Source organism: Tsuneonella sp. HG094, assembly GCF_053819285.1.
The window spans coordinates 1,321,287-1,343,769 of record NZ_JBSORA010000001.1 but is presented as its reverse complement, the minus strand read 5'-3'; the positions used below and the strand labels follow the sequence as shown (position 1 = coordinate 1,343,769).

Here is a 22,483-nt window from a genome sequence, read left to right as displayed (position 1 = left end):
CCTTCACTGATACAGAATCGGTTAAGCGTGTCCGCTATAGCCGACACGACGCCTGGATGGGGATCGGGGAATGGGTCGTAGCATATCGCGCGCGTTGAGTGCGTTCGCAATCGTCGCATCAGCGTCGGCAGCCGTGCCGGCCGGAGCGGAACCGCGTGGCGATTTCGCCGGGCGCCTGCTGGAAGCGCATAACATCGAGCGAGATAATGCGGGCCTGCCGCGTCTTTCGTGGTCGCGCAGTCTCGCACAGGACGCGCAGGACTGGGCGTTGCAGCTTTCGCGCCGGGGAAGCCTGCAGCACGCCGAAAGCCACGTCCGCAAGGGCATGGGCGAGAACCTCTGGATGGGCTCCGCGGGGAACTATTCCGCCGAAGACATGGTCGGCGGCTTCCTGACCGAACGCGAGAAATTCCGCGCCGGGACATTCCCGCAGGTGAGCCGCACCGGGAACTGGTCCGACGTGGGCCACTACACCCAGATCATCTGGCCGCGGACGACCGAGGTCGGCTGCGCGGTCGCCAAGGGACGGACCGACGATTTCCTCGTCTGCCGCTACAACCCGCCGGGCAACACCTTCGGCGAAAAGGTCGGCTGACCTAGCCGAACTGCTCGGCGACGAGCTTCGCGAACGCATCGGCACGGTGGCTGATGCGATGCTTTTCCTCCGGATCGAGCTCGGCGAAGGTCACATCACGTCCTTGGGGAACGAAGACCGGATCGTAGCCGAAGCCCAGCGTGCCGCGCGGCGGCCAAGTCAGCGTGCCGTTTACGCGCCCTTCGTAGACCGCCGTCTCGCCATCCGGCCACGCCAGCGCGAGGACGCAGGAGAACCAGGCATCGCGCGGAATGGCAGCGCCCTTCTGCTGCAGCATCCCCTCGACCTTGCCCATCGCCATGTACCAGTCGCGGCCCGGATCGCCTTCGAACCACTGCCGTTCGGCCCAGTCGGCGGTGTAGACCCCCGGCCTTCCGTCGAGCGCCGCGACCGACAGGCCGCTGTCGTCGGCCAGCGCCGTCAATCCCGACGCCTCCGCCGCCGCCCGCGCCTTGAGCAGCGCATTCTGGACGAATGTCGTGCCGGTCTCCTTCGGCTCCGGCAGCCCGAGCGATCCGGCGCTGATGCATTTCACGCCATAGGGTTCGAGCAGTGCGCCGATCTCCTTCAGCTTGCCCGCGTTGTGCGTTGCGATGACCAGCGATCCGGAGCCGATACGGCGGGTCATGGCCGGGTCGCGGCCTCCTGCGCCTTGAACACCTGCGCGCAGCCGATCTGGGCGAGGCGGAGGAGGCGGAGCAGGCCTTCCTCGTCGTAGGTCGCGCCTTCGGCGGTGGCCTGCACCTCGGCGATGCGGCCGCCTTCGATGAGAACGAAATTCGCGTCCGCATCGGCCGAGCTGTCTTCGTGATAGTCGAGGTCCAGCACCGGCGTGCCCTTGCAGATGCCGCAGCTGATCGCGGCAACCTTGGCCTCGATCGGGTCGACGGCTATCGCGCCCGATGCCAACAGCTTGTCGACCGCGATGCGCAGGGCGACCCAGGCGCCGCTGATCGCCGCGGTCCGCGTGCCGCCGTCGGCCTGGATCACGTCGCAGTCGAGCACGATCTGCCGTTCGCCGAGCTTCTTGAGGTCGACTACGGAACGCAGCGACCTGCCAATCAATCGCTGGATTTCCTGTGTTCGACCGCTTTGTTTGCCCTTGGCCGCTTCGCGCTGGCCACGCGTGTGGGTGGCGCGGGGCAGCATCGAGTATTCGGCCGTGACCCAGCCTTCGCCCTTGCCGCGCAGCCATGGCGGAATGCGGTCCTCGACCGAGGCAGTGACGAGGACGCGGGTATCGCCGAAGCCGACGAGGCATGAACCCTCGGCATGCTTGGTGAAACCGGTCTCGATCGAAATGGCGCGCATCTCGTCGGGCGCGCGGCCGGAAGCTCGCATGATAATTCCTTTGTGAGTCGTGATCGCCGCCTAGGCGCTTGGGCCTTGCCGCCGCAAGTGCGCGCTCTAGATTGACCGCAATGGTCACTCCGCCCGTCACAGAATTGAGCACCCGCGCGCGCGACATTTTCCGCCTTGTCGTGGAAGGATACATCACGAGCGGACAGCCGGTGGGATCGAAGACGCTGGCCGGCGACAGCACTCTGAACCTGTCGCCGGCATCGATTCGCTCTGTTCTCGCAGAGCTTGAGGGGTTGGGCCTGCTCGCCGCACCGCATACCAGCGCCGGGCGAATGCCGACGACGAGCGGGCTGCGCCTGTTCGTCGACGGGATGATGCAGGTGGCCGAGCCGACCGCCGACGAACGTCGCGTCATCGAAAAGCGCCTGTCCGCGCCCGGTCCCATCGAGGCGGCATTGGAGGCGACGAGTGCGCTACTGTCCGACATCTCGGGCGCGGCGGGCATGGTCATGGTTCCGCGCCGCGAGCCGCGCCTCGTCCAGCTCACGCTCGTCCCGCTCGCCCCGACCCGCGCCTTGGCGGTGCTGGTGGGCGAGGATGGCGGAATCGAGAATCGGATCATCGACCTCGACGCTCCGGCGAGCGCCGCCGCGCTGGAGCAGGCCGGCAACTACATCACCGCGCGCCTTGCCGGGCGGACGCTGGCCGAAGCGGCGACCGCGATGCGGGCTGAGCTATCGGCTGGCCAAACGCAGCTCGATGCCGCGAGCCGCGACCTCGTCGAGCGTGGGCTGGCCGTCTGGAGCGAGGATGCCGCCCGCCGACCGGTGTTGATCGTGCGCGGCGCGGCCAACCTCCTGGACGAAAGCGCGCTCGGCGATATCGAGCGGGTGCGGCAGCTTCTCGACGACCTCGAAAACAAGCAGGCGGTTGCCGAACTGCTCGAATCGGCGCGCGGGGCGGAGGCGACGCGGATCTTCATCGGTAGCGAGAACCGCTTGTTCGCGCTGTCGGGATCGTCGGTCATCGCCAGCCCCTATCGCGATCGCGAGGGCCGGGTCGTCGGCGTGCTCGGGGTGATCGGGCCGACGCGGTTGAATTATGCGCGGGTGGTCCCCATGGTGGATTTCACCGCCCGATCGCTGGGCAAACTCATCGGATAGACGCGAAAAAAACAATGATCGAAGACGAGAAGCAGGCGGCCGACGAGGCCGTGGCCGAGGAACTTGACGGTGTTCCGGCCGACATGATCGACGAGGCGGATGGCAAAGGCGAGGACGACCTCGGCGATGCCCTGTCCGCACTCAAGAACGACCTCGACAAGGCGATGCAGGACGTTCTCTACGCCCGCGCCGAAACTCAGAACGTGCGCCGCCGGATGGAAAAGGACGTCGCCGACGCCCGCGCCTATGCCGCGACGGGCTTCGCGCGCGATATCCTGTCGGTCTACGATAACTTGGTCCGCGCGATCGAGGCGATCCCCACCGACCTCCACGACGACCCGCGCCTGTCGGGCCTCGTCACCGGGATCGAGGCGACCCAGCGCGAGGTCGAGAAGGTGTTCTCCAGCCACGGCATCACCCGCATCGCTGCGACCGGAATGCCGCTCGACCCCAACCAGCATCAGGCGATGCTGGAAATCCCCACGGACGGCCACGAGCCCGGCACGGTCGTGCAGGAAATGCAGAGCGGCTGGATGATCAAGGACCGCCTTCTGCGGCCGGCGATGGTGGGGGTGGCGAAAAAGCCGGGTTAGCGCGCTTTCACTTTCGCTAGTTCGCTCGCGCAAGAGGTTAGTCGTTCGCGAAGACGCTTCATTCCCGCCAACTCCATTCGTGTGGCAGGTTGGATGTCTTTGGCTGCGTCACGAGCATTGCTAAAAACGGCAAAACGCTGCCCGTCGCTATCAGACAATCCAAGTACACCGTGAACGATGTCGGTTCGATTGGCATTCTGTTGGCCAATGAACTCGAGGCAGGCTTCAGTCGATTCGCTTAGGTTCGGATACGCGGCCCGAAATGCTTTGATCCGTGTAGCTAGTGTGCCTCCTTTGCCTTGTTCACCCTTGCTAGTCACCGCCTTGACCAACACAGCCTCGACTGACGCATAAGCATCAATCAGTTTGCTACGTTCGCGATGAAACGAGTCCTCATTGGGCAGTGGAGTGGGCATTGAATTGGCGCTTAGGACAGATCAATAAAAACGAAGTAAAGCTTTGGTCGTAATTTCGGCTGACTAGCTAAATGACCCCGGAAACCGCACCAGCATATCGTACGCGCCTGGGTCCGCCACGCCCGCAACCTGCACCCCGTTCCGCAGCCAGAAGGCGTGCTTCACGATCTGCGCCTGCTGTTCGATGCCGTAGCGTTCCAGGCTCCAGCCGGGCTTGAGGCTGTAGTCGTAGCGGCAGAACGGGTGACGGTGGAGGAGAAGATACCAGTCGCCGCGCGTCTGCGTCTGCCAGACATGGGTCATTTCGTGGATGAACAAGCCCTGCGCGATGCGGCTCGCGGCGGCGAAATCGTCGCAATAGCCGCTTCCGAGCGGGTGGAAATGCAAGTGCCCGCGCGGGGCCATCGTCACCCGTTTCGGCTGGAACGGGAAGAACTTGCGGCGACGGATGGTGACCTTGGCGTAGTCGATGGCGCTGCCGAACACGCTGCGGGCGAGGGCGATCTCGCCTTCGGACAGTCGCCGCTCTCCGCCGACCGGGCATGATGGCCCGATTGGCTGGTCATGACTCTCCAGTCCGAGCGGGTGCTCCTCGTCCGTCAGCGCTCGTCCCCGGCCGCGCGGATTTCCACCGGGAACGTCTGCTTCTTGCCGCCCGAGACGATGATCGTCGCTTCGGTGGTGCCGCCGGGCTTGAGCGAGGCATCCGGCTCCATCGCCATCAGGTGCTTGCCGCCGGGTTTGAATTGCAGCGTGTCGCCCTTCTTGAGCGGAACCGGCAGCATATCCATCATCTGGACCTTCATGTCGTATTCGCCATAATCGTGGAACATCGCGCTTTTCGCGCCCTTTACCTCGGCCCGGTTGAGCGCGACGTTGCGGTCCCCGTCATAGGCGAGGTCGAAGTAAACGGCGGCCGGATTTCCCGAAACCGGGGCCAGCACCATCCGCGCGTTGCTGATCCTCATGCCCGGAATACCCGGGTTGGCTTCGGGAGCCTCGGCCGGGGTTTCTCCGCAGGCGGCGAGCGGCAGGGTTGCGCCAACCAGCGCCAAGACCATCAAACTGCGTCCGAACATCCGTTTTCCCCCTCTGGAACAGGCGGCCAGCGGTAGCCGCGCCAGTCTCTTGTGCCAAGAAATTCCGCACCTATATCGCCCCCGCAATCCGAGCTGCCGAAGGAGCTTGCCGCGCATGCGGGAGCAACCAGTGGCGGTGTCCAACAATCCCCCGGGCCTCCATTTCAGGAATGGGCCGGGCCCAAGCGAATAGGGAAACAATGGCCAAAGTAATCGGTATCGACCTCGGCACCACCAACTCGTGCATCGCGGTCATGGATGGGGGCAAGCCCAAGGTCATCGAGAATTCCGAAGGCGCGCGCACCACGCCTTCGATCGTCGCCTTCACCAAGGACGGCGAGCGCCTGATCGGCCAGCCGGCCAAGCGCCAGGCGGTCACGAACCCCGACAACACGGTCTTCGCGGTGAAGCGCCTCATCGGCCGCCGCTTCGACGATCCGGTGACCAAGAAGGACACCGAGCTCGTCCCCTATACCATCGTCAAGGGCAAGAACGGCGACGCGTGGGTCAACGCGGGCGGCAAGGACCTGTCGCCTTCGGAAGTCAGCGCCTTCATCCTCCAGAAGATGAAGGAAACCGCCGAGAGCTACCTCGGCGAGACCGTGACCCAGGCGGTCATCACCGTTCCCGCATACTTCAACGACGCGCAGCGCCAGGCGACCAAGGACGCCGGCCAGATCGCGGGCCTCGAAGTGCTGCGCATCATCAACGAGCCGACCGCGGCCGCTCTCGCCTATGGCCTCGAGAAGAGCGACGGCAAGACCATCGCGGTCTACGACCTTGGCGGCGGCACCTTCGACGTGTCGATCCTCGAGATCGGCGACGGCGTGTTCGAGGTGAAGTCGACCAACGGCGACACGTTCCTCGGTGGTGAGGATTTCGATGCGGCGATCGTCGAGTACCTGGCGGACAAGTTCAAGTCCAAGGAGAATATGGACCTGAAGACCGACAAGCTCGCCCTCCAGCGGCTCAAGGAAGCCGCCGAAAAGGCTAAGATCGAGCTTTCGAGTGCGCAGACGACCGAGATCAACCTGCCCTTCATCACCGCCCGCATGGAAGGCGGCAGCACCACGCCGCTCCACCTCGTGGAGACGATTACCCGCGCCGACCTCGAAAAGCTGGTCGCGGGCCTGATCGAGCGCACCAAGGAGCCGATGAAGAAGGCGCTTGCCGACGCCGGCCTCAAGGCCAGCGAGATCGACGACGTCGTTCTCGTCGGCGGCATGACCCGCATGCCCAAGGTTCGCGAGGTCGTGAAGGATTTCTTCGGCAAGGAACCGCACACTGGCGTGAACCCCGATGAAGTCGTGGCAATGGGCGCGGCGATCCAGGCGGGCGTGCTGCAGGGCGACGTCAAGGACGTGCTGCTGCTCGACGTGACCCCGCTGTCGCTGGGCATCGAGACGCTGGGCGGCATCATGACCCGCATGATCGATCGCAACACGACGATCCCGACCAAGAAGAGCCAGACCTACTCGACCGCCGAGGACAACCAGCAGGCGGTGACGATCCGCGTGTTCCAGGGCGAGCGCGAGATGGCGCAGGACAACAAGCTGCTCGGCCAGTTCGACCTCGTCGGCATTCCGAGCGCGCCGCGCGGCGTGCCGCAGATCGAGGTGACGTTCGACATCGACGCCAACGGCATCGTGAACGTCAGCGCGAAGGACAAGGGCACTGGCAAGGAACAGCAGATCCGCATCCAGGCCTCGGGCGGTCTCAGCGACGCCGACATCGACCAGATGGTCAAGGATGCCGAGAAGTTCGCCGACGAGGACAAGAAGCGGCGCGCGGGCGCGGAAGCGCGCAACCAGGCCGACAGCCTCGTCCATGCGACCGAAAAGCAGCTCGCCGATAACGGCGACAAGATCGACGCCGACCTCAAGTCCGAGGTCGAAACGGCGATCGCCGAGGCCAAGACCGCGCTGGAAGGCGACGACACCGACGCGATCACCGCGAAGGCCGAAGCGCTGACCCAGGTGGCCATGAAGATGGGCCAGGCCATCTACAGCCAGGAACAGGCGGCTGCGGCCGATGCTCCCGCTGGCGACGCCGGTCAGGGCGGCTCCGAGGACGAGGTGGTCGACGCCGAATTCTCCGAAGTCGACGAAGACGCGAAGAGCTGATCAATCTGATGGAAGCCCAGACCGCCACCGGTGCACACCGCGCCGGTGGCGGCTGAGTTTGGGGCCGGGTCAATGTCAGCCACCGAAATCGATTTCTACGAAGTGCTCGGCGTCGGGCGCGATGCCGACGGCGCGACGATCAAGAGCGCCTATCGCAAGCTCGCGATGCAATTCCACCCGGACCGCAACTCCGGGTGCAAGGAGAACGAGGACAAGTTCAAGGCGGTCTCGGCTGCCTACGAATGCCTCAAGGATCCGCAGAAGCGCGCCGCTTACGACCGGTTCGGCCACGCCGCCTTCCAGCAGGGCGGCGGCGGGGGCGGGCACCCGGGCGCGGACTTCGGCGACATCGGCGATATCTTCGAAACGATTTTCGGCAGCGCCTTCGGCGGCGGTGGTCGCCAGCAGCCGCGCCGCGGCGCGGACCTGCGCTACGACATGGAAGTCACGCTCGACGAGGCATTCCACGGCCAGACGCGAGAGATCGAGATCGAAGTCAGCCAGAGTTGCGACACCTGCCACGGATCGGGTGCAACGCCCGGCACCGGCGCGCGCCGCTGCAACCTGTGCTCGGGCCACGGCAAGGTGCGCGCCAAGCAGGGTTTCTTCGTCGTCGAGCGTCCGTGTCCCAATTGCCACGGCCGGGGCGAGGTGATCGAAAGCCCGTGCCGCGACTGCGGCGGGGAAGGGCGGATCGACAAGGCGCAGGCGCTCTCGGTCGAAATTCCGCCGGGCGTCGACACCGGCACGCGCATCCGCCTGTCGGGCAAGGGCGAGGCGGGCCCTCGGGGTGCGCCTCCGGGCGACCTCTACATCTTCGTCCATGTCCGCCAGCATTCGGTGTTTGAGCGTGAAGGCACGACATTGCTCACCCGCGCGCCGATCAGCTTCACGACCGCCGCGCTTGGCGATGCGATCGAGATCCCCGACCTCGGCGGGACGGCGCACACGGTCAATATCCCGGCGGGCATCCAGTCGGGCAAGCAGTTGCGCGTGCGCGGAGCCGGTATGCCGGTGCTGCAAGGGCGCGGGCGGGGCGACCTCGTGGTGGAGATCGTCGTCGAGACCCCGACCAAGCTCACCAAGGCGCAGAAGGACCTGCTCCAGCAGTTCCGCGAGACCGAGACCGGCGACGAATGCCCCGAAAGCCAGGGCTTCTTCGACAAGCTGAAGGGTGCCTTCGGCGCGTGAGCGAGCGGACGCCTGCCGTCCTGTTCGTCTGCCTCGGCAACATCTGCCGCTCCCCGCTGGCCGAAGCGGCGTTTCGCGCCGAAGCCGAGCGCGTTGGCCTTGAGGTTGAAGTCGACTCGGCAGGGACCGGAGACTGGCATGTCGGCGATCCGCCCGATCCGCGTGCGCAGGCAACCGCGATGGTGGCGGGTATCGACATCTCGGACTACCGTGCGCGGCAGGTCGTCGAAGACGACTTCTTCCGGTATGATCACATTTTCGCAATGGACGCCAAGAACCTCGCCAACCTGAACGCAATGGCGCCCACGGGAGCGACGGCGGAGGTCACGCTCCTGCTCAATGAGGTAAAGGGGCGCGAAGGCACCAACATCCGCGACCCGTACTTGGATCGCGAAAATATCTTCGCCTACACGTGGGATGTGGTGGCCGAAGCCGCCAAGGCGCTGGCCGAACGGCTCGCCCGTTAGCCAATCGCTTCGACCTCTCGTCGCAGACCGGCCACCAGCCCGGCATCGACCTTCAGCCGGGCGTCCTCTTCGTCGAGGATCGCGAGGAACGCACGGCGCTTGAATGCGGTGCATTCGCCGGCGTCGAAGCCGTCGTGCGTGGAACAGACGAGATCGATCATTCGCTCCGCTCCGTGAAGCCGCCCCCACAGGTAATCATTCTCGCGATAGGCGCGGCTGAAGAAGGCGCCGAAATTGTAGAACTCGGTCCCGCGCAGCGTCGCCCGGGTGCCGCCCTTGCGGATCGAGAGCGCGTCTTCGGGACTGATCCGATCGACCTTTACCGCGTCGAATTCGGTCAGCCCTTCGTTCTGCAGCAGCGGCAGCGTGGCCACGTCGTAGAACGGAAAGCCGAGGTAGGCGAGCAGCACCCGCCGCCGCAGCTCCTTCGGCATGTCGGCCAAGGCTGCAGCGAGCATTTCCTCTGCCTGGGCGTCGACCTCCGGCAGCAGGCGCCGTGTCGCAAGCGCGTCGAGCACGGCGCCCGGCTCCTCCATCACTTTTTCGGCGATGACGGTGAAATCGTCGCCCAGGCTCGTCGTCCCTTCGCGGGCGAAGTAGAGAGCAAGGATCGAGTAGATCGCGTCCCGCGCGGCCTCCAGTGCGGCCTCGGGGATTGCGGGATCGGCTTCCCACTCGCGTGAAAGGCGGCGGGCAATCAGCCGCAGGCGGCGGATGCGAAACGCCAGGTCGTGCGCGCGGAGGAACGCGATCGCTGCATCGCTCGCCCCGCCGCCGGTGTCGACCAGCGTCGCCAGGCCTCGCTCGTCGAGCTCGCGGCGCAGGCGCAGCGCGATCGGCTCGGGCTCGGCCAGCTTCAGCGCGGGCGCTGAGTCGAGCACAGTGCGGGCGAGCACGTCGATGATCCCGGCGACCTTGGCCTGCGCATAGGGATGGAAGGTATAGCTCGCCCGCTCGGCCGCAGCCGTTTGCGCCTTGTTGCGCCAAGATGCGAGCCGCTTGGGCGTCGGGCTGTCGAGGAACAGCGTCATCCCGAACAGTTTCTCGACCGCTTCCTCGACCTGCGGGCGCAGGGCCGACACGATGCGAGACAACTTCTGTGCCTCGCGTGACTGGCGTTCCAGTGCATCGAGGTTGTCGCGGATCGGCTGTTCGCGGGGGATCGTGGACAGCGAACCGAAGATCGCGCCGAAGAAACCGACGGGCCGATCGATCCGCGATTCGAGCGAGCCGAAGCGGTCGGGCCGCGGATCGATATAGACGAACCGCCGATCGACCTCGCGCTGGGCCGGCCGCGCGGGCAGTGCAGCCCGCGCGGCGGCGAACGGCGCGTTGATCAGCACCGACCCGTCGATCAGCGATACGTGCTGCTCGTTGCCCTGGCGCACGTGAACGGGCATGATTCGTTCGAGGAAGGCAGTGCGGGTGGCCCATTCTTTTCCGCGCTCTGCGGCCAGGCCCTCGATTTCGGCAAGACGCAGCGGCGGGAACGCGCCGGGAAAGCTCGCCGTCGCGCGCGCGGCCAGCGCCAGCTCGAGCGGATCGGCGAGCGATTCGCCGCCCGCGACCGGCGTCTTGCTGCGAAAACCGATCGGCATCCGGTGCTCGCTCTCTTCTGCCATCGGCGGACTGTTGAGCTTCAGGACCGAAAGATAGCCGCGAAAGTCGGTGGTGGTGACCAGCAGGTCGAGCGGGTGCCCCGGCGGCAATAGCGGGGCTTCGGACCGGGACGCCGCCATCGCTTGCAGTCCGTCGTAGAGCAGGGCCGAAAATCCGGCGCCGGAGAACGGGGGTTCGAACCAGCGGCCGCGCACTAGGTGCGAGACCTTGCGCCGCACCTCGGCCCGGGTCTCGGGAGCGACGCTCTCGCTCACTGCATTGCCGGGGCGTCGCAGCAGCCACCAGACGAGCGGCATGGCCCAGAGCTTGGCCGCGCGCGACCACGGCCGCGCTTCGGGGTCGAGCAACCGGTCGACGTCGGCGGTCTCGAGCCACAACTCGGTCAGCGGTTCGAGGCTGGTGCCCGAATGGATCGCCTGGGCCAGGAAGATCGCGTTGATCCCGCCCGCGCTCGCCCCGGTGACGATGTCGGGCAGCACCCGCAGCCGCAGGTCGTGGTCGGCTTCGATGCGCGAAAGCAGGTCGGCATAAACCGCACGCACGCCGCCCGGTTTGTCGGCATCGTCGCCGTGATGGTCGCGGCTCGCGCGGGCGAGATGCCACAACTCCTTCGTGACGCCGTGCATGTAGACCGCCAGGCTCACCCCGCCGTAGCAGACCAGAGCGATCCTGAGTTCCTTCTGCCGCACGCCCGCTCTGTGCCGTGCAAAAGCGGCGAAGGCAATTGCGTTCCACAAATGTTCCCGCTACCCGAGGCGGCGATGGTCAAGACCAAGCGCCGTTACGTGTGTCAGAATTGCGGTTCGGTCAGCGGTCGCTGGCAGGGCCAGTGCGCCGATTGCTCCGAATGGAACACGCTGGTCGAGGATGCGCCGGCGACGGTCTTCTCGATGAAGCACGACCTGTCGAGCGGCGGCCGGGCGCTGACGTTCGAAGCGCTCGATGCGCCGTCCCAACCGCTCGTTCGATTGCCTACGGGGCTTGCTGAATTCGACCGTGCGCTAGGGGGCGGGATGGTGCCCGGCTCGGCGGTGCTGATGGGCGGTGATCCGGGCATCGGCAAATCGACATTGCTACTGCAGGCCGCGGGGGCCGTGGCGAAGCGCGGACTCGGCGTGGTCTACGTCAGCGGAGAGGAAGCTGCGGGGCAGGTACGGATGCGCGCGGGGCGCCTTGGCCTCGCCGATGCGCCGATCAAGCTCGCATCGTCGACCAGTGTGCGCGACCTGCTCACTACCCTCGGCACGATGGCACCGCCATCGCTGCTGGTGATCGATTCGATCCAGACGATGCACTCCGACACGATCGAGGGCGCGCCGGGGACCGTCAGCCAGGTGCGAGGGTGTGCATTCGAACTGATCCGCTACGCCAAGGAAAGCGGCACCGCGCTGGTCCTTGTCGGGCATGTCACCAAGGATGGCAGCATCGCGGGGCCGCGCGTGCTCGAACACATGGTCGACGTGGTCATGAGCTTCGAGGGCGAGCGCAGCCACCAGTACCGCATCCTGCGCGCACTCAAGAACCGCTTCGGTGCGGTGGACGAGATCGGAGTGTTCGCGATGGAGGGGGCGGGGCTGGCCGAGGTCGGCAATCCGTCGCTGCTGTTCCTGTCGGGGCGCGAGGAGCCGTTGGCGGGCAGTGCGGTGTTCCCGGCGCTGGAGGGCACGCGGCCCGTGCTCGTCGAAATCCAGGCGCTGATTGTGCGCCTCCAGTCAGGCGCGACCCCGCGCCGCGCTGTGGTGGGGTGGGATAGCGGACGGCTGGCGATGCTGCTCGCGGTTCTCGAATCGCGCTGTGGGCTCAATTTCTCCTCGGCCGAAGTCTATCTGAACGTCGCGGGCGGCTATCGCCTGTCGGACCCGGCGGCGGACGTCGCGGTTGCCGCGGCGCTCGTCTCGGCACTTGCCGACAAGCCGCTCGACACGCGTTCGGTGTGGTTCGGCGAGGTATCGCTGGCGGGCGAGATTCGGTCGGTCGCCCACGCTGGCCTGCGTTTGCGCGAGGCGGCCAAGCTGGGTTTCGGCCACGGCTGCGGTCCGTCGGATGCCGACGGCAGTTCATCTGGACTTAACTATCGCGGGCTAGGTCGACTCGCCAACCTCGTTGACCGGGTGATGGCTGAGGGATAAGCGACAGGCGATCGCATGACGGGTTTCGATTTTTTCGTTCTCCTGGTCGTCGGTGTGGCGGCTCTGGGTGGATCCATGCGCGGTTTCGTGCAGGAAATCCTGTCGCTGATCGCATGGGGGTTCGCCGTGCTGGCGATCCACTACATGCACACACCGCTCTATGAGTTCCTGCTCCCGAAAGTCGGCAACCCGACCGGCGCGGCAACGGTGGCATTCGTGGCGATGCTGCTGATCCCGTGGGCGGCGATGAAGCTCATCGTCGGGCGGCTTGGCGAGACGACCAGCGCGACGGTCCTCAATCCGGTGGACCGCGTGCTCGGATTCGGATTCGGCGCCATCAAAGGCGCGATCGTCGTGGTCTGCGCTTTCTCCCTGATGGTGCTCGGCTATGATGACACGTGGGGCATTGCCGGGCGACCGACCTGGGTGACCCAGGCGCGGACCTATCCGCTCGTGAATGCCGGAGCGGATGCGATGGTCCAGCTCATCGAGCGAAACGAAGCGACGCGCAGCGACAGAAACGCCAGCATCCGCACCATCGAGCGATGAGCGCAAACGCCGCCGCCAGGCCGGCGACCGGCGCACTCTATACCCCCGAACTGTTGTCGCTGGCTGTATCGCTCGCGGCCAATCCCTTCGACCCGGCGATGCCGTTTATCGGAGATGCTCATTCGCGCACCTGTGGCAGCACGGTGCGGATTTCGCTCGCTGTCGACGTGGGCGGGAGGATCGAGCGCATCGGTCTGCGCGCCAGCGCATGCGCGGTGGGGCAAGCCGCTGCAGCGCTGTTCGTTCGCGGCGCGGTGGGTCGATCGCGTCCGGAGCTTGCCGATAAGCGCGACGCTCTCTCGGCATGGCTCGGCGGCGATGCTGCGATGCCCGGCTGGCCCGGACTTGAAGCCCTCCAAGCTGCGCGTGCGCATCCGGGACGGCACGGGGCGATACTTCTGGCGTGGAATGCCGCGCTGGCCGCGCTTTCCAACGACGAGGCGCCTCGCTAGAGCCTGACCATTCCGGGATGGGCTGGAAGGGGAGACCGCTGCCGTCATGAGCGACACCGCTGCAATCGCGCATCACGAACCGAGCGCAAAGGAAATCCGCCTCGTCATCGCCGCCTCGAGCGCAGGGACGGTGTTCGAGTGGTACGATTTCTTTATTTACGGCACACTCGCGGCACTGATCGGCAAGGCCTTCTTCCCCAGCGGAAACGAGACGCTCGAACTGTTGTTGGTCTGGGCCGGTTTCGCGGTCGGGTTCGGCTTTCGCCCGCTCGGCGCGGTCCTGTTCGGGTTCCTCGGCGACCGCCTGGGACGCAAGTACACTTTCCTCGTCACCGTCACCCTGATGGGTATCGCCACCGCCGGCGTGGGCCTGATCCCGTCGGCCGCGACGATCGGCTTCGCTGCCCCGGTGATCGTGATCGCGTTGCGAATACTGCAGGGCCTTGCGCTCGGTGGCGAATACGGCGGCGCGGCGGTCTATGTCGCAGAGCACGCTCCACCCGAGCGGCGTGGTTTCTATACGAGCTTCATCCAGGCGAGCGTGGTCGGCGGGTTCGTGCTGTCGATCGCGGTCGTCGCGGCGTGCCGGTACCTGATCCCCGAAGAGGCTTTCGCCGCATGGGGCTGGCGTGTGCCCTTCCTCCTTTCGATCGCGCTGCTCGCGATCAGCCTGTGGATGCGCCTCAAGCTGTCCGAGAGCCCGGTGTTCCGCGCGATGAAGGCGGCGGGCGAGACCGCCGGCAACCCGTTCGTCGAGAGCTTCACCTATCCGGGAAACAAGAAGCGCATCTTCGTCGCGATGTTCGGCGTGGCCGGCGTGCTGACGGTGATCTGGTACACTGCGTTCTTCTATGGCCTGTCGTTCCTGCGCGGCCCGATGCGGATGGACGATGGGTTGACCGAATGGGTCATGCTGATCTCCGGCCTCATTTCGATGAGTTTCTACCTCTTCGTCGGCAAGTGGTCCGACCGCGTCGGGCGCAAGAAGCCGATCATCATCGGCGCGATTGCGACGCTGGTTTTCCTGTTCCCGATCTTCTGGGGCCTCGGTGCGCTGAGCAATCCGGGCCTTGCGGCGAGCGCGCGCGAGACGCCGGTCGTCGTCGCGGGTGAGGGTTGCACCTTCGATCCGTTCGCCAGCAAGCAGGCGACCGAATGCGGACGGTTGCTGGCGGACCTGACCTCGCTCGGGGTGGGCTATTCGCTGTCCGATCCCTCGGGCGCTGCGCGGGTGTCTGCGGGTAACGAAGCGCTGGCGATCGACATGGCCGACGACGCGGGCCGCAAGGCCGCGCTACAGTCGGCGCTCGAGGCAAAGGGCTTCGACTTTTCGAAGCAGAAGCCGCCGCTCATCAACCTCGTCGGGATCGTTGCCCTGCTGTGCAGCCTGGGGATGCTGTCGGCGTTGACCTACGGTTCGGTCGCGGCGCTGCTGTCGGAGATGTTTCCCGCGCGCATCCGCTATTCCTCGATGTCGATCCCCTATCACATGGGCGCGGGCTACCTCGGCGGGTTCCTGCCGCTGATCGCGGGCTATATCGTCGCGAGCACGGGCGACGCCTACGCTGGCCTGTGGTACTGCTGGGTGGTGATGGCGTTCGGCCTGCTAGTAGCATGGTGGGGCATCCCCGGAGGGCGGCCGCGCGATTTCGAGGACAGCGGCGAACTGCCGCCGGTATCGCCCGCCACGCCATGACCCAGCTTCCGCCGCCCAGCCTGCGGCTCGACCTCGATACGCAGGCGCTGGCGGACAACTGGCGCACCCTCGACCGGATGTCCCGTCCGGCGCGCGCCGGGGCGGCGGTGAAGGCGGATGGCTATGGCCTTGGCGCTGGCAAGGTCGTGCCGGTCCTGGCCGCAGCGGGCGCGCGCGATTTCTTCGTCGCGCACTGGAGCGAGGTGCCTGCGGTCCTCGACCATGTACCGGCCTCCCGGATCGCCGTCCTGCACGGCCCGCTCACCGAAGCCGATTGCGCCTTCGAGCGCGCTACGGGTGTTCGTCCGGTGCTCAACAGCCTCGCGCAGGTGGCGCGCTGGCAGGCGAGCGGCGGCGGGCTTTGCGATGTCATGGTCGATACCGGCATCAACCGCCTCGGCCTGCCACTGGACGCGCTCGGCGATCCGGTGCTCGAAGGGTTGGAGGTCGATACGCTGATGTCGCATCTGGCTTCGGCAGACGAGGATTCGGCGCTCAACGAGAAGCAACTCGGACGCTTCCGGCAGGCTGGCGAGGCGATCCCCGCGCGCCGCCGGAGTCTCGCCAATAGTGCCGGGATCGCTCTGGGGGCCGACTACGCGTTCGACCTGACCCGGCCGGGCCTCGCGCTTTACGGCGGCGTACCGCGCTCCGAATTCGGCGGCGCGATCCGCCAAGTGGCCTACCCGCGGGTGGCTATCCTGCAGGTACGCGAGATCGCGGCGGGCGAGGGGGTGGGATACAATGCACAGTTCGTCGCTCCGGAGCCCATGCGCGTCGGCGTCGTTTCGCTCGGTTATGCCGACGGCTTCCTGCGCTGCAGGGGACCGAACGGAGTGTTGACGAGTGGGGGGCAGTCGCTGCCGCTGCTCGGAAAGGTTTCGATGGACATGGTCGTCGTCGACCTGTCCGAGGCGCCGCACATTGGCGAGGGCGACTGGCTCGACGTGCCCTTCGACCTTCCTGCAGAGGCCGCGCGAACCGGCTTGTCGCAATACGAGCTCCTCACCACGCTCGGCCAGCGCCTCCGCCGCTGACATTGCTGCGCACAGGCATTGCAGCATTTGTTGCACTGCAAATGCTGCGAGTGCTAAGGAGATGCCTCAACTGGGTTTAGAGGTGCGCAGCAATGGCTCGACGGGAAGCGGAAGACGGCGTCATCGTTATCAAGAAGTACGCCAACCGGCGGCTCTACAATACCGGTACGTCCAGCTACATCACGCTCGACGACCTGTCGAAAATGACGCGCGACGGAGTGGAGTTCAAGGTGCTCGACGCCAAGACCGGCGACGATATCACTCACACGATTCTGACCCAGATCATCATGGAAGAGGAATCGAGCGGCGGCGAGCAGATGCTGCCGACGAACTTCCTACGGCAGCTCATCTCGATGTACGGCAACTCGATGCAGTCGATGATGCCGTCCTATCTGGATGCGATGATGGACAATTTCCGCGCAAACCAGACCAAGCTGCACGATGCCTTTATGGCGCGTGCGGGAGACACGCCGCTCGGGAAGATCGCGGAAACGAACATGGCGATGATGCGCGCCGCGACCGACGCTCTCATTCCCAAGCGGGGCGGTAGCAAGCCAGCCCCTAAACCGGCCGCAGACAAGTCGGACGAGATCGCCAAACTCCGCGCGCAGATGGCGGCGATGCAGAAGAAACTCGACGACATGCAGTAGCTCCGGCCATCTGGCTCTGGACCCTTCCTCGCAACGCCCGCTAAGGCGCCGCGCTGCGCCGCAATAGAATACGAAAGCCAATTCCTGTGTCCCAGATCCGCCACGCCCTTTCGGTCAAGCGCGCCGATGACTTTGCCGCCTGGTACCAGGAGGTCATCTCCGCTGCCGACATGGCCGAGGAATCTGGCGTGCGCGGGTGCATGGTCATCAAGCCGTGGGGCTATGGCATCTGGGAACGCATCCAGCGCCTGCTGGACGACCGGATCAAGGCGACCGGACACGACAACGCCTATTTCCCGCTGCTCATTCCGCTGAAGAACTTCGAGCGCGAGGCCGAGCACGTCGAAGGGTTCGCCAAGGAAATGGCCGTCGTCACCCACCACCGGCTGATCGCCGACGGGAAGGGCGGGCTGGTGCCCGATCCCGCCGCGAAGCTGGAAGAACCGCTCGTCATCCGGCCGACGTCCGAAACCATTATCGGCGACGCCATGGCGCGCTGGGTGCAGTCGTGGCGCGACTTGCCGCTCAAGCTGAACCAGTGGGCCAACGTCATGCGCTGGGAAATGCGCACGCGGATGTTCCTGCGGACGAGCGAGTTCCTTTGGCAGGAAGGCCATACAGCGCACGAAACCGCGACCGAGGCCAAGGAGCACACGCTCCGCATGCTCGAGGTCTATCGCGCCTGCGCCGAGGAAGACCTCGCGCTGCCGGTGATCGCGGGCGAAAAGCCCGAGAACGAGCGTTTTCCCGGAGCGGTCGAGACGTGGTCGATCGAGGCGATGATGCAGGACGGCAAGGCGCTGCAGGCCGGCACCAGCCACTACCTCGGCACCAATTTCGCCGAAGCGAGCGGGATCAAGTTCCAGGACCGCGAAGGCGGCCAGCAGCTCGCTCATACCACGAGCTGGGGCGTCTCCACCCGCATGATCGGCGGGGTGATCATGGTCCACGGCGACGACGACGGGCTCAAGGTCCCGCCGGCGATTGCGCCGTGGCAGGTCGTGATCGTACCCATGCTGCGCGAGGATGAAGGCGATGCCGCGCTGATCGCTTATTGCGAGGGCCTGCGTGCGAAGCTCGCCGTCAGCAACGCGCTGCGCGAACCCGTGCGGGTGCTGCTCGACACCAAGCCGGGCAAGGCCGCCGCCAAGCGGTGGGACTGGGTGCGCAAGGGCGCGCCGCTGATCGTCGAGGTCGGCGGACGCGACATGGAGGGCGGCAAGGTCAGCCTGCTGCGCCGCGACGCGCTGTGGGCCGACAACGGCAAGCCCGATTTCGCCGCGCCTTCGCTTGATGAAGCTGCAGCGATGATACCGAAGATGCTCGAGGCTATGCAGGCGAGCTTGCTGGCCGATGCCGCCGCGGTGCGCGACACCCGCATCGAACGCGGCGTGACCGACTTTGCGGGTCTCTCCGCCTACTTTGCCGAAGGGCAGAAGAACCCGGGCTGGCTCGAAGTGCAATGGTCGAAGCCGACCGGTGCCGCGCTCGAGGCGGTGACCGAGAAGCTCAAGGCGCTCAAGCTCACACTGCGCAACGTGCCGATCGGCGCGGCTGCGGCGGACGGTGCGTGCGTGTTCACCGGCGAACCGGCGGTCGAGCGGGTGCTCGTCGCGAAGGCATACTGACCGCTTGCCAAGCGCGCGGGGCTGATCGACAAGGCCCCATGACTTCACGCTTTTTGCTCGGCGCGGCGCTTGTCGCGGCCGCCCCTCTTGCCGCTGCCGATGAACCAGTTTCAGAGGCTCGCCTCAAGGCCGATGTCGAAAAGCTGGTCGGTTTCGGCACGCGGCACACGCTGTCCGACCAGGTCAGCAAGACGCGCGGTATCGGAGCGGCGCGGCGTTGGGGCGAGGCGGAGTTCCGCAAGACCGGCAAGGCGTGCGGCAACTGCCTCGAGATCGTTCTACCCGAGCGCATGGTCAGCGGTGCGCGCATCCCGACGCCGACGCGGCTCGTCAACGTCGTGGCGATCCAGCGCGGGACCGAGCGACCGAACGAGGTCGTGATCGTGCAGGGACACATCGACAGCCGCGTCTCCGATGTGATGGACTTCACCTCCGACGCGCCGGGCGCGAACGACGACGGCAGCGGTACCGCGTTGGTGCTGGAGGCGGCGCGGGTTCTGTCCAAGAACAAATATCCGACGACGATCGTCTACGCGCTGCTATCGGGCGAGGAGCAGGGCCTTCACGGCGGGCAGCTTCTCGCCGATTATGCGGCGGAGCAGGGCTGGACCGTCAAGGCGGTGCTCAACAACGACATCGTCGGTAACTCGTGCAGCAGCGATGGCTATTGCGATCCTGCCCACGTCCGCGTTTTCAGCGAAGGGCCGCGCGCGGACCTCGACGACAAGACCCGTGCGGACCAGCGCCGCTTTGCGGGCGAGAACGACAGTCCGAGCCGCAACCTGTCCCGCTGGCTCGACGGGATCGACAGCCAAGCGTTGCAGGTCCGCCCGATCTGGCGTGCCGACCGCATGGGCCGGGGCGGGGACCACCTGCCGTTCCTCGACAAGGGCTATCCCGCGATCCGCTTTTCTGTCGCGGTCGAGAATTACGACAAGCAGCACCAGGACCTGCGCACCGAGGGTGACGTGCATTACGGCGACACGATCGACGCGATGGACTTCGGCTACCTCGCCAAGGTCACCGCACTCAACGTGCGGGCACTCGACCGGCTGGCCCGCGCGCCATTGCCCCCGGTGCTCAAGGCCGATGCAGCGGTGCGCAACGATACCCTGCTAGAATGGAGCGACGTGCCCGGCGCGGCGACTTACGTGCTCAAGGCCCGGCGGACGAACGAGGCCGACTGGTCGACCGACATCGCGATTGCCAGTCGCGAGACCGCGTCGCCGGCGGTTCCGGCGAAGACGACGCCGTTCAGCCATGTCGCCAAGATTCGCGGCGACGACTGGATCTTCGGCGTGAGCGCCTGTTCGGCGGACGGCGCCTGCAGCCCGTTCGCCAGCGCGGTGCCGGGCGGGGCCTTCGCGCCGATCGCCAAGCCTGCGGGTGACAAATAGCTCGGCTGCCCCCATATTCACGGTCAATGAAACAGAACAACAAGACGGGCCGCACACACGGCCAAAGTCACGGAATGCCAAGCCGGGCGCAAGTGCTCGAATTCCTCCAGTCCAGTCCCACGATCGCCGGCAAGCGCGAGATCGCCAAGGCGTTCGGCCTCAAGGGGCAGGAGAAGATCGCTCTCAAGGCGCTCCTCAAGGACATGGCCGAGGAAGGCCTGATCGACGGCAAGAAGACCGCCTACCACCGAATGGGCGGGGTGCCGAAGGTGACCGTCCTGCGCGTGCTCGAGATCGAGGACGGTGAACCCTATGCGATCCCCGATGCCTGGTCGCCCGACGACGGCGCGCCGCCGCCGCGCCTGCGGGTGATCGAAGGCAGGAAGGATAAGCGGGGGAGCGGCAACCGCTTCCCCGCTCTCAAGGTCGGCGACCGCATTCTCGCGCGCACCGAGGAAACGGGGCGCGGCCTGACCGCGCATCCTATGAAGAAGCTGCCCGCGCGCACCGACGGGTTGATGGGCGTGGTCGAGATCGACCGCACCGGCAAGGGTTGGCTCGCGCCAGTCGACAAGCGGGTTCGCACGTCCGCGCCGATCGCCGACCTCGGCGGCGCGGAAGAGGGGCAACTGGTGCTCGCCGAACCCGCAGGCAAGTCGCCGCGCTCGGGGGTGAAAGTGGTCGAGGTCCTCGGCGACCCGCTGGCGCCGCGCGCCTTCAGCCTCATCGCCATCGCCAAGCACGGCATTCCGCACGTCTTCGGCGAGGAGGTGTTGACCGAGGCGCAGCGCGCCGCGAAGCTGCCGCTGTCGTCCGACCACCGCGAGGACCTGCGCAACCTCCCCATCGTGGCGATCGACCCCGCCGACGCGCGCGACCACGACGATGCGATCTGGGCCGAACCCGATGGCGAGGGCGGCTATAACGCGCTCGTCGCGATCGCCGACGTCTCGTTCTACGTTCGCCCGGGCGGCCAGCTCGACCGCGAGGCGCGGAAGCGCGGCAATTCCGTATACTTCCCCGACCGCGTCGTCCCGATGCTCCCCGAGGTGCTGAGCGCCGACGTCTGCAGCCTCAAGGAAGGCGCGGATCGCGCGGCGATGGCCTGCCACCTGCGCATTTCGCCGGAGGGCAAGGTGACGAAGTGGCGCTTCACCCGCGCGCTGGTCCGCATCGCGCACAACATCGCCTACGAAGACGCACAGGCGGAGGTCGACGGCGAATCACCGCGCGAATTCCTGACCCACCTGTGGGGGGCGTGGAAGCTGCTTGCCGCGGCGCGCAGCGAACGCGATCCGCTCGACCTCGAATTGCCGGAGAGGCAGGTCCGCCTCGACGATCAGGGCCGCATCTCGGAAATCGCCATCCGCGAACGGCTCGATGCGCACCGCGTGGTCGAGGACTTCATGATCGCTGCCAATGTCGCCGCGGCAAAGGCGCTGGAGGCGAAGACCGCGCCTGTCGTCTACCGAGTACACGAGGCACCGGGCCGCGAGAAACTGATCGCGCTGCGCGATTACATGAAGACCTTCGGGCACTCGCTCGCGCTCGGGCAAGTCATCACGCCCAGCCTGTTCAACCGGATGCTCAAGGACATCGCCGACGACGCCGAGAAGGCGCAGGTGATGGAAGCGGTGCTGCGCAGCCAGACGCAGGCCTATTACGGTCCGGCGAACGCAGGGCACTTCGGCCTGGCGCTGGGCAGCTATGCGCACTTCACATCGCCGATCCGTCGATACGCCGACCTGCTGGTCCACCGCGCGCTGGTCGATGCCTACAAGCTCGAACAACCGAAGCCGCCGACGGGCCTGCCCGAGACGAGCGGCCTCAGCGACCGAGACCGCGCGGACCTTTCCAAGGTATCGGAGGCCATCAGCCGCGCCGAGCGCGTGGCGATGGAGGCCGAGCGCGAGACGATCGACCGCTATGTCGCCGCATGGCTCGCGGGGCGCGTGGGTGAGGTGTTCGCGACGCGGATCACCGGCGTCACCAGCTTCGGGTTCTTCGCCACGATAGTTGGCCTCGGCGGCGACGGGCTGGTCCCGGTCTCGACTCTCGGCCGTGAGCATTTTCGCTGGGAGGAAGGTGCGCAGCGCCTCGTCGGCGACGACAGCGGCACGGCCTACAAACCGGGCGACCGCCTCGAACTGCGGCTCGCCGAGGCCAATCCGCTGACCGGGGCGCTGAAGTTCGAACTGCCCGATGGAGAGGGGCGCATCGAACCGCGCGGCAATCGACCGCCGCCCAAGGTCAAACCGAAGCCTGTGCAAGGCACACGGGGCCGTCCGGGCAACATCCGTCACCAAGGTCGGGGCCGAACGAAATAGGACACAGCGTCGGTCGATTGCATCGACCGCAAGGCCGAACGGCCGCCCGCAGCGGGCGCAGCTTGCCTG

21 protein-coding genes are annotated in these 22,483 nt (G+C 66.3%); 15 read left to right on the top strand and 6 right to left on the bottom strand.

Going from position 1 to position 22,483, the window contains the following annotated elements; genetic code table 11:
- Positions 1–70 precede the first annotated feature (70 nt).
- Complete coding sequence (locus ACWPMX_RS06705) at positions 71–595, top strand: CAP domain-containing protein (protein WP_455699263.1); 525 nt, start codon at positions 71–73, stop codon at positions 593–595.
- A 1-nt stretch (position 596) separates the two neighbouring features.
- Here the strand turns inward: ACWPMX_RS06705 and rdgB are convergent, their stop codons facing one another.
- On the bottom strand, positions 597–1,223 hold the full coding sequence (gene rdgB, locus ACWPMX_RS06700; protein WP_455699262.1) for an RdgB/HAM1 family non-canonical purine NTP pyrophosphatase: 627 nt from the start codon (positions 1,221–1,223) through the stop codon (positions 597–599).
- Positions 1,220–1,936 carry a ribonuclease PH gene (gene rph, locus ACWPMX_RS06695; RefSeq protein WP_455699261.1) on the bottom strand — a complete coding sequence of 239 codons (717 nt, stop codon included), beginning with the start codon at positions 1,934–1,936 and terminating at the stop codon, positions 1,220–1,222. Before rph ends, rdgB begins: the two co-directional genes overlap by 4 nt.
- Positions 1,937–2,016: 80 nt before the next feature.
- On the opposite strand from rph, the gene hrcA reads away from it, so the two are divergent.
- Complete coding sequence (gene hrcA / locus ACWPMX_RS06690; protein WP_455699260.1) at positions 2,017–3,060, top strand: heat-inducible transcriptional repressor HrcA; 1,044 nt, start codon at positions 2,017–2,019, stop codon at positions 3,058–3,060.
- A 14-nt stretch (positions 3,061–3,074) separates the two neighbouring features.
- Positions 3,075–3,653: a nucleotide exchange factor GrpE gene (locus ACWPMX_RS06685; protein ID WP_455699259.1), complete on the top strand. Its 579-nt coding sequence runs from the start codon at positions 3,075–3,077 to the stop codon at positions 3,651–3,653.
- Here ACWPMX_RS06685 and ACWPMX_RS06680 read toward each other — a convergent pair.
- From ACWPMX_RS06680 to ACWPMX_RS06670, 3 genes are all read right to left on the bottom strand, one after another.
- Positions 3,650–4,069, bottom strand: coding sequence for a hypothetical protein (locus tag ACWPMX_RS06680; RefSeq protein WP_455699258.1), 420 nt, complete (start codon positions 4,067–4,069; stop codon positions 3,650–3,652). The two genes, ACWPMX_RS06685 and ACWPMX_RS06680, sit on opposite strands and share 4 nt — an antisense overlap.
- 63 nt (positions 4,070–4,132) lie before the next feature.
- A complete protein-coding gene (locus ACWPMX_RS06675; protein WP_455699257.1) occupies positions 4,133–4,555 on the bottom strand; it encodes a vgr related protein in 423 nt (140 codons plus the stop codon).
- A gap of 113 nt (positions 4,556–4,668) precedes the next feature.
- Entirely contained in the window at positions 4,669–5,148 is a 480-nt protein-coding gene (locus ACWPMX_RS06670; protein WP_455699256.1) for a copper chaperone PCu(A)C, read from the bottom strand.
- Positions 5,149–5,348: 200 nt separating this feature from the next.
- Here ACWPMX_RS06670 and dnaK point away from each other — a divergent pair, with 200 nt between their 5' ends.
- From dnaK to ACWPMX_RS06655, 3 genes are all read left to right on the top strand, one after another.
- A complete protein-coding gene (gene dnaK / locus ACWPMX_RS06665) occupies positions 5,349–7,271 on the top strand; it encodes a molecular chaperone DnaK (protein ID WP_455699255.1) in 1,923 nt (640 codons plus the stop codon).
- 72 nt (positions 7,272–7,343) lie between these two features.
- Positions 7,344–8,462, top strand: coding sequence for a molecular chaperone DnaJ (gene dnaJ / locus ACWPMX_RS06660; RefSeq protein ID WP_455699254.1), 1,119 nt, complete (start codon positions 7,344–7,346; stop codon positions 8,460–8,462).
- Entirely contained in the window at positions 8,459–8,929 is a 471-nt protein-coding gene (locus ACWPMX_RS06655) for a low molecular weight protein-tyrosine-phosphatase (RefSeq protein ID WP_455699253.1), read from the top strand. The genes dnaJ and ACWPMX_RS06655 overlap by 4 nt, the downstream gene beginning before the upstream one ends.
- Here the strand turns inward: ACWPMX_RS06655 and ACWPMX_RS06650 are convergent.
- Positions 8,926–11,238: a patatin-like protein gene (locus ACWPMX_RS06650; RefSeq protein WP_455699252.1), complete on the bottom strand. Its 2,313-nt coding sequence runs from the start codon at positions 11,236–11,238 to the stop codon at positions 8,926–8,928. The genes ACWPMX_RS06655 and ACWPMX_RS06650 overlap by 4 nt on opposite strands.
- A 72-nt stretch (positions 11,239–11,310) precedes the next feature.
- On the opposite strand from ACWPMX_RS06650, the gene radA reads away from it, so the two are divergent.
- From radA to ACWPMX_RS06605, 9 genes are all read left to right on the top strand, one after another.
- On the top strand, positions 11,311–12,678 hold the full coding sequence (radA, locus tag ACWPMX_RS06645) for a DNA repair protein RadA (protein ID WP_455700742.1): 1,368 nt from the start codon (positions 11,311–11,313) through the stop codon (positions 12,676–12,678).
- Between the two features lie 15 nt (positions 12,679–12,693).
- Positions 12,694–13,227, top strand: coding sequence for a CvpA family protein (locus ACWPMX_RS06640; RefSeq protein ID WP_455699251.1), 534 nt, complete (start codon positions 12,694–12,696; stop codon positions 13,225–13,227).
- Positions 13,224–13,679, top strand: a complete 456-nt coding sequence (locus tag ACWPMX_RS06635; protein WP_455699250.1) for an iron-sulfur cluster assembly scaffold protein — start codon at positions 13,224–13,226, stop codon at positions 13,677–13,679. Before ACWPMX_RS06640 ends, ACWPMX_RS06635 begins: the two co-directional genes overlap by 4 nt.
- A gap of 46 nt (positions 13,680–13,725) precedes the next feature.
- Positions 13,726–15,375, top strand: coding sequence for an MFS transporter (locus ACWPMX_RS06630; RefSeq protein WP_455699249.1), 1,650 nt, complete (start codon positions 13,726–13,728; stop codon positions 15,373–15,375).
- Entirely contained in the window at positions 15,372–16,412 is a 1,041-nt protein-coding gene (locus ACWPMX_RS06625; RefSeq protein WP_455699248.1) for an alanine racemase, read from the top strand. The genes ACWPMX_RS06630 and ACWPMX_RS06625 overlap by 4 nt, the downstream gene beginning before the upstream one ends.
- A gap of 92 nt (positions 16,413–16,504) precedes the next feature.
- Positions 16,505–17,062: a polyhydroxyalkanoate synthesis repressor PhaR gene (phaR, locus tag ACWPMX_RS06620; protein WP_455699247.1), complete on the top strand. Its 558-nt coding sequence runs from the start codon at positions 16,505–16,507 to the stop codon at positions 17,060–17,062.
- 86 nt (positions 17,063–17,148) lie between these two features.
- Positions 17,149–18,690, top strand: coding sequence for a proline--tRNA ligase (proS, locus tag ACWPMX_RS06615; RefSeq protein WP_455699246.1), 1,542 nt, complete (start codon positions 17,149–17,151; stop codon positions 18,688–18,690).
- 38 nt (positions 18,691–18,728) lie between these two features.
- Entirely contained in the window at positions 18,729–20,087 is a 1,359-nt protein-coding gene (locus tag ACWPMX_RS06610) for a M28 family peptidase (protein WP_455699245.1), read from the top strand.
- Positions 20,088–20,113: 26 nt separating this feature from the next.
- Positions 20,114–22,414, top strand: a complete 2,301-nt coding sequence (locus tag ACWPMX_RS06605; RefSeq protein WP_455699244.1) for a ribonuclease R family protein — start codon at positions 20,114–20,116, stop codon at positions 22,412–22,414.
- Positions 22,415–22,483 lie beyond the last annotated feature (69 nt).